Raw genomic sequence first — 14,313 nt, 5'->3', positions numbered from 1 at the left:
AAACAGAAATTTCTTAAATTTGATAAAAATCATTAACAATTAAAGCAATCAATTATGGGATTATCAAATTTTTTCAACTCATTATTTGGAAAAGCAAAAAAAACAGCCGAGGAAGCCTCTGAAAATATCACAGAGTTGACTGATCAAGCGATGGATAAAGCCTCAGAAATCGCTCATGAAGTCAAGGAAAAAGTTGAACATGTTACAGAAACTCTATCTGAAAAGGTTGAAGAAATGCATGTTCCTGAGAAAATTAGTCAATTTGTAGATGATGCCAAAGACAAAATTGCAGAGGCAACAGATTGGGTAGAAGAAAAAGCACAAGTTGCTAAAGAGAAATTAAGTCATACCGTAGAAGAAATGGAAACTAAAGTAGAACATTTCAAAAAAGAAAAAAACAGTGTAGAAAAAGTGGCTTCTGAAGAGGAAATCCCCTCTGAAACTCATATCAATAATATAGAAAATGAGGCAAACTTACCCCCTTCAATTTAACCCCTTACAATGAAACAAAAAATGCGGTTTAAACCCGCATTTTTTATGTGTTAATTTTTTCAACAATTTTCTTTATGTCTTGTTCTTTTTCTTTTGGATAGATCAATAAAACATCGTCTTTATCTACAATTATAAAATTGGAAATTCCATCAATAACAACTAATTTTTTACCTGACGTTCTAATAATATTATCTGATGCATTTTCCAATACTACAGCAGCATTAATCACAGCATTGTTGTTAGCATCTTTTTCTAACTTTTCGTGCAATGAACCCCATGTACCTAAATCATTCCAATCAAATGTAGCAGGAAGCACAAACACATTATTTGCTTTTTCTAAAATGGCATAATCAACCGAAATATTTTCTGCTTTTGGATACTGTGTTGAAATAAAATTTCTTTCATCAGAAGTATTGTAAAAATGATATCCCGAATCAAATAATTGATACATAGCTGGATTATACATTTCATAAGCCTTTAAAACGGCATTTACATTCCAAACAAATATACCTGCATTCCATAAAAAGTTACGACTTTGTATAAACTTTCTAGCTGTAGCATAATCTGGTTTTTCTCTAAATTGAACAACTTGTTTAATTGGACGCACATCTAATTTATCATATTCAATATAACCGTATCCTGTATTTGGAAAAGTTGGTAGAATTCCAATAGTCATCAAAGAATCTTTATGTTCACAATATTGAAATGAACGTTCTAAATTAGCAACAAATTGTACTTCATCCTCAATCCAATGATCACTTGGTGCTACAACTACAATTGCATTAGGATTCATTTTTTTAATTTTCATTGAAGCATATAAAATACAAGGCGCCGTATTTCTCATTGCGGGCTCTAAAACAATTTGCTCAGGTTTTATAAAAGACAATTGTTCAAGTGTAATTTCACTATATCTTTCATTGGTTAAAATCAAAATATTCTCTTGAGGAACTATTTGAGTTAAACGACTTACCGTTTTTTGAATTAGTGTCTCACCTGTTCCTAACATATCGTGGAATTGTTTTGGAAAATCAACCGTACTAACAGGCCAAAATCGAGAACCCACTCCACCAGCCATCACAATAGCATAATAATTTTTATTCATGACTTTAATTTTCAAAATTTTTACTCAGCAATTAACTCAACTTCTGCATTAGGTTGAAATAAAAAAATACGACCTGTAAGGACTTCGATGCATTCATATCTTTTCACCCTTAGCGCTATTTTTTTAAAAACCTTTCCATTATTAACTCTGAACGTGCTCCCATAAGGAATTTCAAAGATATAATTTTTCTCTGTATTTCGCTCATCAAATTGCTTTAATGCAAGCGCTAGAGTTGCATCAGTATCACTACTTGCTTTAGGATTCTTAAAATGCCTTGCTAACAAAGGTAAAAGCGTGTGAGGAAAAATTTCTGGTCTGATAAAAGGTATCATTAGATGTTGAAATGTATGCTTCCATTCTGCTCCATGAGGTAAAATTGTTCGCCCATACTTTTCGAATGCTACGAGATGAGCTATTTCATGTATTAAAGTAATTAAAAACCTATATTTATTTAAACTAGCATTAATTGTTATTTGATGAGAACCATCTGGACGAATTCTGTAATCACCGTGTCTAGTTTGTCTTTCATCTACTATTTTTAAATGAACATGATTAGCCTTGATTAATTCGAAACAAGGATGCACAGCATGTTCAGGCAAGTATTTTAACAAAACTGTTTCCATTAGGGCGTTGTTGAACTTACTTGTAAAACCTTTCCGTTAAAATATTGATTTCCTGTTAATGAAAAATTAGCAATATATTTTGCCATTTCCAATGCTGAAATTGGCGCCTCGTAACCTGGAAAAGCCTCTTGCAACATTTCTGTTTGAACTGCTCCCAAGGCCAACACATTAAATGCAATACCTTGTTCCTTGTATTCTTCGGCCAACAATTCGGATAAGGTTATAACAGCTCCTTTACTTGAACTATACGCAGCTAATCCAGCAAATTTCATACTCCCTTGTATACCTCCCATCGAGCTTATTGTAACCACATGACTCCCTTTATTCATATAAGGAATACACAATTTAGACAACTCAGCTACTGCAAAAACATTAACTTTATAAACGTGTTCAAACTCTTCTGCTTTAATTTGTGTGAAGGGTTTATGCAGCAAGCTTCCAGCATTATGTATTAATACATCAACTTTTTTATCCCAAACTGTGTCAATGAAATTAGCAACATGATACAAATTATCAAAATTAGCAATATCAATGGACAGACAAGAAATGTTTTGATGTTCAATTAATGCTTGAGGTGTTTTTCTAGAAATTGCTAAAACCTGACAACCTTCATTTGCAAGATACAAAGCCATTTCATAACCTATACCTCTAGAAGTACCGGTTATGATTACATGTTTATTTTGTTTCATTTAATTTAATTTCTTTAGTTGAAGCATTTATCATTCTTTCCAAAACTGGAATTGTTTTATTAACTACATTGGTTATATGGGTTATGTCCATTTTATCAAACTCATCATCCGGTTGATGATAAAATTGAAAATTTTCAAAATCAAATGTAGAAACGGTCTGTGAAGGCACTTCAAATTCATAGTAAAAAGGATAATTATCAGATGCGCGAAACAATCCATATTTGGTTTCTGCTGGGATATAACCAATTAACTTTTCCCCTGCATATTCATTCATTTTAGCGGCCATGTTACTTTTACCAAAACCTGTTAAATAAAGTAACATATCCTTATTAACCATTGGCACACCAATCATTTCATAATTAAACATAAAGTATAAATCCAACTGCTGTTTTTTCAATTTAGCAGCTAAATGTTTAGAGCCTAATAAGCCCTTTTCTTCTGCTGTAAAGAAAACAAAAAGCAAACTCCTTTTATTAGTTCTATTAGCAGCAAAATACTTAACTACTTCAGTAACTGCTGTAGTACCTGCTGCATTGTCATTAGCTCCATTAGCAATATCATCTCCATTCACAGCATTTTTAACCTTCCCAATGTGGTCGTAATGTGCACCAATAATAACAAATTGATTTTTCAATTTTAGATCATTACCTTCTATAAATCCAACAATATTATAGGCTGGCCTTTCAAAATTAGTTAAGGTATCTCTATAGGAAGTAAAATAAGGCTTTACTCCATTTTTCTTAAATACATCTTCTAAATAAGTCACTACTTTTTGCATTTCTTTAGAACCTGCCTCTCTACCCATATTTTCATCGGTAGTTAAAAATGCTAATGTACTTGCTACATCAGTTGGCTTGGCATACTGAAATACTTGATCAACTGACGATGAACTTTTAGTTGTCTTACATGCTACAAAACTCAGAACAACTAAAAGAAAACTTATTTTTTTCATACTTCTCTTTTTTGTAAAAATAAAAAATCCCAAGGAATGAACCTTAGGATTTTTTAAGTATTTCGTATAAAAATTAAGCTAACATTGTAACAGGATTTTCCATAAACGCTTTAAACGTTTGAAGAAACTGAGCACCGGTAGCACCATCTACAGTTCTGTGATCACAAGCCAACGTTACAGTCATTGTATTACCTACAACAATTTGACCACTTTTAACTACTGGTTTCTCTACAATGGCACCAACAGATAAAATAGCAGAATTTGGCTGATTAATAATTGATGTGAAAGACTGTATTCCAAACATACCTAAATTAGAAATGGTAAAAGTACTTCCCTCCATTTCAGCCGGTTGAATTTTTTTATTTTTGGCTCTTCCTGCCATATCTTTTACTGATATTCCAATCTGTGACAAGCTCATTTGATCTGCAAACTTTAACACTGGAACCACTAACCCATCTTCAACAGCTACTGCAACACCAATATTTACATGATGATTAATTATCATAGCATCTTCTCTCCATTGAGAATTTACTTGAGGATGTTTTTTCAGCGCCATAGCACTTGCTTTAATTACCATATCATTAAAAGAAACTTTAGTATCTGGTAACCCATTGATCATATTTCTTGACGCAATTGCATTATCCATATCTAACTCGATAGTTAAATAATAGTGGGGAGCAGTAAATTTAGATTCTGACAATCTTCTCGCAATGGTTTTACGCATTTGCGAATTTTTAATTTCCTCTTGATAAACTTCCCCTGCTGGAACAAATGGTTTAACTGATGCAACTGAAGATGTAGCATCAGCAATTGCTTGTGCTGGACTTACAGAAGTTGGATTAAACCCTTCTACATCTGCTTTAGTTATTCTACCATTTTCACCAGTTCCTTTAACTTGCGCTAGGTCTATACCTTTATCTTGAGCAATCTTTTTCGCTAAAGGTGAAGCAAAAATTCTTCCACTTGACGAGGTAGATATTGAATTTGACACAGCAATAGATTCCGTTTTAGCTTCAACAACAGATTCAGCTTTTGTAATTTTTTGCGAACCGTCAGCTTTAAAATTAGCTACTACTCCACTAACATCAGTACCTTCTGGACCTAAAATAGCCAAAATACTATCCACTGGAGCCGAACCACCTTCTTCAACACCTATGTACAATAATGTACCTGCATTGAATGATTCAAATTCCATGGTAGCCTTGTCTGTTTCAATTTCAGCAATAATATCGCCTTCCTTGATGGCATCACCAACTTTCTTCAACCAAGTTGCTACCGTTCCTGTAGTCATTGTATCTGACAAACGAGGCATAGTTACTACTTTTACACCAGCTGGAATTTCAGCCGATGGAGAAGAGGTAGATTGTTCTGGTTGAGTCTCTACAATTTGTTTAGTTTCAAGTGTAGTACCTCCTCCTGTTAATAAGCCTGAAATATCTTCCCCTTGTTGACCTATGATAGCCAATAAAGAGTCAACAGGTGCTGATTGTCCTTCTTGGATTCCAATATGTAATAAAACACCATCATAGAATGACTCAAATTCCATAGTGGCTTTGTCTGTTTCAATTTCTGCTAAAATATCTCCCGATTTGATTGTATCTCCCACTTTTTTCAACCATGTCGCTACAACTCCTTCAGTCATAGTATCACTTAAACGGGGCATTGTAATAATTTGTGCCATAGTTTTAATTATAATTTATGTGGTATAAATGGATAATCTTTTTGATCATAAACAACATCATACATAACCGATAAATCTGGGAATGGTGATTCTTCAGCAAATTTTTCACATTCTGCAACTAAATCAACTACTCGCTGATCAATAACCTCAATTTCTGCATCAGAAGCATATCCTTCTTTTTTGATGACATCTAAAACTTGCGTGATTGGGTCGATTTTTTTGTATTCTTCAACCTCTTCTTTTGTTCTGTAATGTTGCGCATCAGACATAGAGTGACCTCTATAACGGTATGTTTTCATTTCTAAGAAAGTTGGTCCTTCACCACGTCTTGCTCTTTCCATTGCTTCATGCATTGCTTCTGCTACTTTGATTGGATTCATTCCATCAACTGGTCCACACGGCATTTCATATCCTAAACCTAATTTCCAAATATCCGTATGATTAGCCGTACGTTCTACTGAAGTCCCCATGGCATACCCATTATTTTCACAAATAAACACTACTGGTAATTTCCAATTCATCGCCATATTGAAAGCTTCATGCAATGAGCCTTGACGTGCTGCACCATCACCAAAATAGGTCAATGTTACCCCTCCTGTTTCAAAGTATTTATCTGCAAAAGCCATACCTGCACCTACTGGTATTTGAGCTCCTACAATACCATGACCTCCATAGAAACCATGTTCTTTAGAAAAAATATGCATTGAACCACCTAAACCTTTAGAAGTACCTGTAGCTTTTCCTAATAATTCTGCCATTACAGCTCTAGGATCAACCCCCATACCAATAGGCTGCACGTGGTTTCTGTAAGCAGTTATCATTTTATCTTTAGACAAATCCATAGCGTGTAAAGCACCCGCTAAAACCGCTTCTTGACCATTATATAAATGAAGAAATCCTCTTACTTTTTGTTGAATATATAAAGCAGCTAATTTGTCTTCAAATTTTCTCCAAAACTGCATGTCTTCATACCACTTTAGGTATACTTCTTTGGTAATTGGTTTCATTTGTTTTAATTTAATAGGTTTGTTTTGTATAAATTACGAACGACAAAAATACTACTTACACTTTTATTGAAAAAATTTAAAAGCACCATTTTTTGTATTTTTATCAAAATATAACATTTTTTTCTAACGAAAACGTTATAGACTACCTTTATCAAACATAAAAGGTAATAGATTTTTCAATGAATCTGATTTATATATTTGTCCTTTTGTACCCATAAAATAGATTTCAATGGATTGGTCTTGCTTGACTTCATATTCAGCAATGGATTGTCTACATGCACCACAAGGAGGAATAGGCGTTTCCAATTCTCTATCCATAGGTGAAGCCGAAATGAATAATTTTTCAATTTTATTAGATGGATGATTTGCTCCAGCATAAAAAATAACGACGCGCTCAGCGCACAAACCCGAGGGATAAGCGGCATTTTCTTGATTTGATCCTTCTAGAACCAAACCATTATCCAACAAAATGGCAGCACCTACTTGAAATCTAGAATAAGGTGCATAAGCTTTTTCTCTAGCTTGAATAGCTTTTAACATTAGCTCTTTTTCAGCTGAAGTTAATTCTTCAATAGACTCGATTACACTGAGTTTTGTTTCTACTTTTACTTCTTTCATTATTAAAAAAATAGTTCTTTATAAGGGAAAAAAAATCCAAATTCAAAAAAATGAATTTGGATTATAGCTTTTCTATTTCTGTTCATTATAAATCATCGTATGAATCTCCGAAATTAAATGTTAAAGAGAATCTCAATGTATTTTCTAATGGGTTTTTAACTTTTGATGCAGAAAACAAATAAGAGACATCAATCTTAACAATATTATATTTAAAACCAGCTCCTAGAGTTAAATATTTTCTTGCCCCTTTTGTTGCACTTTCGTTAAAATACCCTGTTCTTAAAGCAAATGAATCTTGATACCAATATTCCGCACCTAATGCCCAAGTAAATTCTTTTAACTCTTCGCTAAAACCATCTGGTGCATCACCAAAAGATTTAAAAATCCCCTGAACCCAACCAATTTTTCTATAATTTTGATTATTAATTGCGGTATCATTGGAATCAATTACGCCATCGTTATTTAAATCAGTTACAGCCTGTGGCGTTGGTACCAATAATTTAGTTGTTTCACCTATTACACTAACTTTATTATATTCATCAAAGATAAAATCAAAGCTCCCTCCCAATCTCATATTAGCAGGTAAAAAGTTTTGATTTAACTGATCATTATCATATGAAATTTTAGGTCCTAAGTTTTGAAAGTTAAATCCAAAGCGATATCTACCATTAAAATTATCAAACGCAATTTCTTCTGATTGAAAGAAACCTGATATATCAACAGCAAAAGTTGAAGCGGCTTTAGCATCAGTATTAGCATCTGGAATTTTAAGATTAGAACGAATATATCTTCCTGCAACACCCATAGAAAATGTCTCACTCAACTTCAGTGAATAAGAACCGTCCAACGCTAATTCATTAGGATTAACTGTTCTCCCTGGATCGTCATATGATTGTCTTAACTCAATATCACCTAATCCAAAATATCTCAAACTACCTGCAAAAGCACTACGATCATTAATCCTGTTATAATAAGTTATTTGCCCAAGAGAAATATCGTTTGCTATACTGGTCAAATAAGGAGTATAACTCAATGAAAAACCTTGTTTTCTTGACGAAAAAGCATACTTAGAAGGGTTGTATTGTTGTGAATAAGCATCAGCAGAAGAAGCCACACCCATGTCTGCTATACCAGCTGATCGAGCATCAGCAGCAATTAATAAAAAAGGAACGCCGGTAGTAATTACTCTATCCTGTGCGTTTGCGGTTTGTAAAACCACTAAGAATGTTACTAATTTTAATAATTTCTTCATCTGTTTAGATTAATAATTTGTGATCAGATGTATTTTTGCAATTGGCTTGTATTATGTAAGCCAACAAATATACAATTTTATTATAGTATTACAAGTTTTTCAACTTTTTCAATTTTCTTTCCTGTGGTTGATGATTTTACTACCAATCTATAAACATAAACCCCTTTACCTATTTTATCTCCAAAATCATCTCTTCCATCCCATTTTATTTCTCTAGAAAGAAATCCATCATTAATGACTGTTTGATTGATTGTTTTCACTAATTTTCCCGTAACTGTTAAAATTTGAACTTGAACATCTAAAGGTTCAAAAGGTCTATTGTGATTAAACCAAAACTCCGTGTAATTTACAAACGGATTAGGATAATTTAACACATGTGTTAAGGCTAATTCTTCACTACCAACGACAATAAATTGTATTTCAGCAGTTATCAAGTTATTATAGACATCCCAAGCTTTAAAAAAAATGGTATGCAAGCCAGGAGATAAATTCCTGAATGGATAAGTTACTTTACCCTTTTTATAATTATTGTTTTCAGTTTCAAAATAATCATTTAGAATATACGGATTATTTTCATTTCCATCTAATATAGCTACTATATCATGACCAATACCACTAGCGGTATTTATACCATGTTCATCTTCTAGAAAAGCTAAGAAAATAGGCGAATTATTCGTTATTCCTCCACTAACAAAATTAGTGTCATTCATGTACAACCTAACTTTAGGAGGTGTCGTATCTGATGGCGCAGTTAAATTTACCCCTCCCACTTTAATCTGACTATTATATCCTGTTTGATCTTCAAGCAATGGTTGATTTCTTTTAGCATAAAAACTCACCCTACCATTACCTATTGGGACTTGAATATCTTGCGGAACTACAAAACTAAACTCAAACTTTCCATTAACAACAGTAGCATTTCCTCTAAATATAACTTCCCCCAAAGTAGTAAAGTTCAATTTTGAATAAGCACTTCCTAGAATCACCTCTACATTATCATTATCCAAAGTTGTTCTCAATATATTCTTATCATAGACTTGAACTGCTAAATCACCATTGTATGTTGCCATCAAATTATTAGTCTGATCAACTACCTCTCCTGATAGTTTTACTAAAGACAACGCTTGTAGCGTTAATGAAGTTGTGGCAATTGGCTCATCATTTAATTTGGTTAAAATCACTTTAGGCTTTGGAATAGCTAATTTTAAAGCTGGATCACCAACATAAAACACCACTCTTCTGTTGGGTGAAGACGTACTGATTTTGGCTCGTCTCAATGCTTCTGAAATAGCTAAATGCTGATTATTCTCTGTGGTAAATAAATGAGTATATATATATTCATTCATTTGAATACCAACACTTTGACTAATCTGCCTAGTCGTAGCTAATAGAGAGATTGCCCCTCCGGACTTATTCCAATACATATACTCACCACCTGTAGGTCTATTTGGATCATCAAACCTGGTAAACTCACAAGTAATTGTTATAAACAAAGGGTATTTATAACGATTATTTAAAACTTGAGCATCTGACTTTTCAAAAATTCGTTCTACTGCAAAACTCTCTTCATTACCATGACCATAATAATTTAAAACCAAAGCCCCTAGTCCAATAGATTCTATAAAATCTTTTTTAGCCATAGGATATCGAGGACCTCCTGCATTTACCTCTTGCACATAAGCATCAGTCCATATTTTCTTTGTATTAAAAAAAGGATATTGCGTTGTTACTTGATCAGCTAATTGATTTAAATCTTTTTGCAATTCCCAGTCACCCGTTTTAAAAACATCCGGATCATCAGCATAATACACTAAATTATTCCGCCATCTACCGTAAGACTTTTCATCATGATATTCATATACTTTATTGACCATTTCAGCAGCCTGCTCTACAGTTGAAACCAACATTCTTCCAACTGCTAAATCTAATCCATCATTAGAGTTCTGCATATCACCTTCATTATCATCTAATAAAACAAAAAAGTCATCAGACATCACAGATGAGAAAAGTGAAAAATTTGTTGTATTGTTTGTTGATAAAGAACTTGAAGGATTAAATGCATGAAAAATAGGAACAATATTAGTATTATTTCTGACCCTATTTTTGTAATCATAAGAAGCATCACCAAATAAATTCAAATATTTAACTCTTTTTGACGGAACAGAAGCATTGTCATAAACATATTTTACAAAATTCCTTATAGCCGCCACGTCTTGTTTACCACCTCCAAACTCCAAATAAATTGACTCAGTTGTGACTACTTTTGTATTTAATCCGGAATAATTTCTATGAAAATTAGCTAAACTTTCCGCTTGTCCTGTCAAAAAACTTGGTGTTATTATCAAATAGTCAACGTCTTGAAAAACACCTTGATTATTCAAAAAAACAGTTCCTTTCAAATTTTGATTTGAAATTCGAGTAACAGCTTCCTTCGATGGAATATATAAATCAGAAAAATCAATAGCAACAAATTTTCTACGTGTACCTAAATTCAATTTGAATGTTAATGTACTTTGAGTATTATCAATTTTTTTAACATTGTAAATATCCGTAATATCCCAAACCATCTTAATGGAAGAAGCATTACTCACCGTAAATTGACCCACACCAACATTATTTTCAACTTGAGCATTAGAAAATCTAAATTGCTTTCCATAACCTTTTAAATCGGCTTGATATTTTAAAATAAGATAATCCAGATATCCTTTAGACGAAGGAACACCTCCATTATTAAACAATATATCTATTGCGATATTTGATGTCGAAGAAGTAAATGTTTTTTCACTAATATTCTCATATCCTAATACATCAATTGCTCCACCACTCAATGAACCCATAGGCAGTGTTACTAAATCTGTTCCATTAACTTTAATTTTGAACGATGTATTCCCAAAAGAAACTGAAGAAAAATTAGATGACAAAGTAACGTTACTACCCACTATATAGTTTGATAAAGAAAAATTAAATGTCTGATCGCTATCAACATCAAAAGCTTCTCCAAACCATCTTCTACCAATTTTGCCTGGGTTGTACAAATCTACTTCATGAAATTGATAACCATCATACGTATTTAAATTCAACACTGACGCAGACGTAGGTTCTTGATAGTCAAGCATTCTTTTCCCATTCCCACCACCATAAGTTACATAATAATAGGATCTATCCGAAAAAAGATTAACATGAGTTAAACTCTCTTCATTCCAATTATCTACCCCTTCAGCATAAAACAATATATAGTCTGAATCATTAAAAACACCATCTTGCTCCCCTATAAATTGAATCGCATTTTCCTCTAAATCGTTAGGATAAAACACATCATTCCGAAGAGGCAACATTCGCCCTCCATTTCCATAAATCTTGATTGTTCGTGGATCTGCATTAACATCAACCCCTAATTCTGACAAAAATGATTTAGTAATCAAATAAACTCCTGATTTTTCAACATAAAATCGAAACCAATTTCCAGAGGATAAAACGGAGTTTTGAATGGATGAAGTTGCTAAATTACGATTAACAATTTCATTTTGTTGCTTAAATTTGTAGGTGAAATTAAGTGATTTAACTTTTTTAAACCCTTGACCATCCCTAATAATAGGATTGAAAGATAAAAAAATTAATGCCTGTTCTCTAGCCATTGATGAATTCACTTTAAAATCGAGACGATTTGAAATTGCGTTTACATTTAAATCGCCTAACTCAGAAACATCAATACTTTCATAAACCAAATTAGAAATTTCAAAATCAGTCTCTGAAACTAATTGATCAACAGGAAAAACAGATTGAAATTTTATTTTTTTCAAATTAAGATCAAAATAAAAAGTCTCCGATTGAAATTGAGGAATAGAATAACTTACATCACCCATAATATATGAAGACTTCGTAACCCAATTCAAATTCAAATTCCGAGATAGTTGCCCATATGAATGAGCAAAAATAAAAAACAGGACAATAAATATCTTTTTCATCAGCATAATAAACGCAAAATAAAATAATTTATTATGAGATAAAAAATTTTAAGTCAAAAAACAATAAATTAATAAAAATGAGCGTTATGATATCAAATAGTTAAAGAATTGTTTAATTTTTTTTTCATTTTTATGTTGCATATTAATCCATTATTATTATCTTGCGGCACTAAAATTATTACCTACTAAAGTATGAAAGTTAACAAAATTATGGCTTTAAAGTTGTTATTGGCATTGTCATTAACAATAGGTTTTACAAGTTGTAGCAAAAAAGGAAGCACAAAAGGCGGATCTTCTGCAACTGGTTGGAAAATCAACGATAAAAAAGGTGGTTTCCAATACAATACCAAATTTAAACAACAAGAGACTCCCCCTGGAATGGTTTCAGTTGAAGGAGGTACATTTACCATGGGTAGAGTCGAAGATGATGTAATGCACGATTGGAATAATAGCCCCACAAAACAACACGTGCAATCGTTCTTCATGGATGAAACAGAAGTTACGAACATCATGTATTCTGAATACTTATATTGGTTAAAAGCTGTATATCCTCCTACTGAGGAAAATTATAAACACATTTATAACGGAGCAATTCCTGACACATTAGTTTGGAGAAATCGTCTGGGTTATAACGAAACGATGACTAACTATTACCTAAGACACCCTGCATATGCTGATTATCCAGTAGTAGGTGTTAACTGGATTCAAGCTACTGAATTTTGTGATTGGAGAACGAATCGTGTTAATGAAAACATATTAGAAAGAGAAGGTTACTTAAAAAGAGACAATAAAGTTTCTTTAGGCAAAAATGTTACTGCTGATGCCAACTTTGACACTGAATCTTACATAAATTCTCCTTCAAAATCTTTTGGTGGAAATCAAGATATCGTTCTTAAAAAAGAAATGGGGAAAGCTAAAGGTGGGAAAAAAGAAATTGCAGATTCAGTTAAAAACGTTTATGCACAAAGAAGCTCTGGTATTATTCTACCAGAATATAGACTACCAACAGAAGCAGAGTGGGAATATGCCGCTTTAGCACTAGTTGGTAACAGAGAATACAACATCTACAAAGGACAAAAAAAATACCCTTGGAAAGGACAATATACTCGTTCGGGAAAAAGACAATACAGAGGTGACCAATTAGCGAACTTCAAGCAAGGTAAAGGAGATTACGGCGGTATTGCTGGATGGTCAGATGATGGTGCTGACATCACTAACAAGGTAAAATCTTATGCTCCTAATGACTTTGGTCTTTATGATATGGCAGGTAACGTTGCTGAATGGGTAGCCGATGTTTACAGACCAATTGTAGATGATGAAGCTAATGATTTCAATTACTACAGAGGTAATGTTTACATGAAAAACAAAATTGGTCAAGATGGTACTGTTGAAATAGTTACTAGTGATAACATCAAATACGATACACTAAGCAACGGTAGAATTATGGCAAGAAATTTCCCTGGACAAATTGCTCAAGTTCCAGTTGATGAAAATGAAACTTATTTAAGACAAAATTTCTCTACTTCTGATAATAGAAATTATAGAGATGGAGATAGACAATCTTCAAAATATTTTGACTTTGGAGCTTCTGAAGAAGAAACAGCTTCTAAAAAAGAAGATCCTCTTAAAAGAATGTATCAATCTCCAATGCACAAGATTGATGTTGATAGCATCGGATCTATGTCGAAAAAGTTTGATAAATCAGACAAAAGAACAACTTTAATTGATGACAATGTTAGAGTTTACAAAGGTGGTTCTTGGAGAGATAGAGCTTATTGGTTAGACCCAGCTTCTAGAAGATACTTCCCTCAAGATATGGCAACTGACTATATTGGATTTAGATGTGCGATGTCTAAAGTTGGACCTAAATCAAACAAAAAGACACCTAGAGGAAATGTAAAAAAATAATTTTAGTACTTTAGAATAATTTTC

The 14,313-nt window shown here is 32.8% G+C and carries 11 protein-coding genes; 2 read left to right on the top strand and 9 right to left on the bottom strand.

The features are described from left to right. Positions 1 to 54 precede the first annotated feature (54 nt). Complete coding sequence (locus tag QZ824_RS03450; protein ID WP_291274636.1) at positions 55 to 492, top strand: YtxH domain-containing protein; 438 nt, start codon at positions 55 to 57, stop codon at positions 490 to 492. Between the two features lie 43 nt (positions 493 to 535). On the opposite strand, the gene QZ824_RS03445 is transcribed toward QZ824_RS03450, so the two are convergent. The 9 genes from QZ824_RS03445 to porU all read right to left on the bottom strand — a co-directional run bounded on the left by QZ824_RS03445 (position 536) and on the right by porU (position 12,309). After that, positions 536 to 1,594: a mannose-1-phosphate guanylyltransferase gene (locus tag QZ824_RS03445; protein ID WP_291274635.1), complete on the bottom strand. Its 1,059-nt coding sequence runs from the start codon at positions 1,592 to 1,594 to the stop codon at positions 536 to 538. Positions 1,595 to 1,614: 20 nt separating this feature from the next. Continuing rightward, positions 1,615 to 2,217: a SprT-like domain-containing protein gene (locus QZ824_RS03440; RefSeq protein WP_291274634.1), complete on the bottom strand. Its 603-nt coding sequence runs from the start codon at positions 2,215 to 2,217 to the stop codon at positions 1,615 to 1,617. Next, on the bottom strand, positions 2,217 to 2,906 hold the full coding sequence (locus QZ824_RS03435; RefSeq protein ID WP_291274633.1) for an SDR family NAD(P)-dependent oxidoreductase: 690 nt from the start codon (positions 2,904 to 2,906) through the stop codon (positions 2,217 to 2,219). Before QZ824_RS03435 ends, QZ824_RS03440 begins: the two co-directional genes overlap by 1 nt. Continuing rightward, positions 2,893 to 3,858, bottom strand: a complete 966-nt coding sequence (locus tag QZ824_RS03430) for a M20/M25/M40 family metallo-hydrolase (RefSeq protein ID WP_291274632.1) — start codon at positions 3,856 to 3,858, stop codon at positions 2,893 to 2,895. Before QZ824_RS03430 ends, QZ824_RS03435 begins: the two co-directional genes overlap by 14 nt. A gap of 73 nt (positions 3,859 to 3,931) precedes the next feature. Further along, entirely contained in the window at positions 3,932 to 5,539 is a 1,608-nt protein-coding gene (locus QZ824_RS03425; protein WP_291274631.1) for a pyruvate dehydrogenase complex dihydrolipoamide acetyltransferase, read from the bottom strand. 8 nt (positions 5,540 to 5,547) lie between these two features. After that, positions 5,548 to 6,546, bottom strand: a complete 999-nt coding sequence (pdhA, locus tag QZ824_RS03420; RefSeq protein ID WP_291274630.1) for a pyruvate dehydrogenase (acetyl-transferring) E1 component subunit alpha — start codon at positions 6,544 to 6,546, stop codon at positions 5,548 to 5,550. A gap of 135 nt (positions 6,547 to 6,681) precedes the next feature. Next, positions 6,682 to 7,164, bottom strand: a complete 483-nt coding sequence (cdd, locus tag QZ824_RS03415) for a cytidine deaminase (protein WP_291274629.1) — start codon at positions 7,162 to 7,164, stop codon at positions 6,682 to 6,684. Positions 7,165 to 7,249: 85 nt separating this feature from the next. Then, positions 7,250 to 8,416: a type IX secretion system outer membrane channel protein PorV gene (gene porV / locus QZ824_RS03410; protein ID WP_291274628.1), complete on the bottom strand. Its 1,167-nt coding sequence runs from the start codon at positions 8,414 to 8,416 to the stop codon at positions 7,250 to 7,252. Positions 8,417 to 8,496: 80 nt separating this feature from the next. Next, complete coding sequence (porU, locus tag QZ824_RS03405) at positions 8,497 to 12,309, bottom strand: type IX secretion system sortase PorU (RefSeq protein ID WP_291274627.1); 3,813 nt, start codon at positions 12,307 to 12,309, stop codon at positions 8,497 to 8,499. A 264-nt stretch (positions 12,310 to 12,573) separates the two neighbouring features. On the opposite strand from porU, the gene gldJ reads away from it, so the two are divergent. Beyond that, positions 12,574 to 14,289 carry a gliding motility lipoprotein GldJ gene (gldJ, locus tag QZ824_RS03400; protein ID WP_291274626.1) on the top strand — a complete coding sequence of 572 codons (1,716 nt, stop codon included), beginning with the start codon at positions 12,574 to 12,576 and terminating at the stop codon, positions 14,287 to 14,289. The last annotated feature ends 24 nt before the right edge of the window (positions 14,290 to 14,313 follow it).

Source organism: Flavobacterium sp. (assembly GCF_021151785.1).
In the GTDB taxonomy this organism is placed as follows: domain Bacteria; phylum Bacteroidota; class Bacteroidia; order Flavobacteriales; family Flavobacteriaceae; genus Flavobacterium.
The sequence above is the reverse complement of the archived record's forward strand: the minus strand, read 5'-3'. Positions and strand labels throughout refer to the sequence as shown.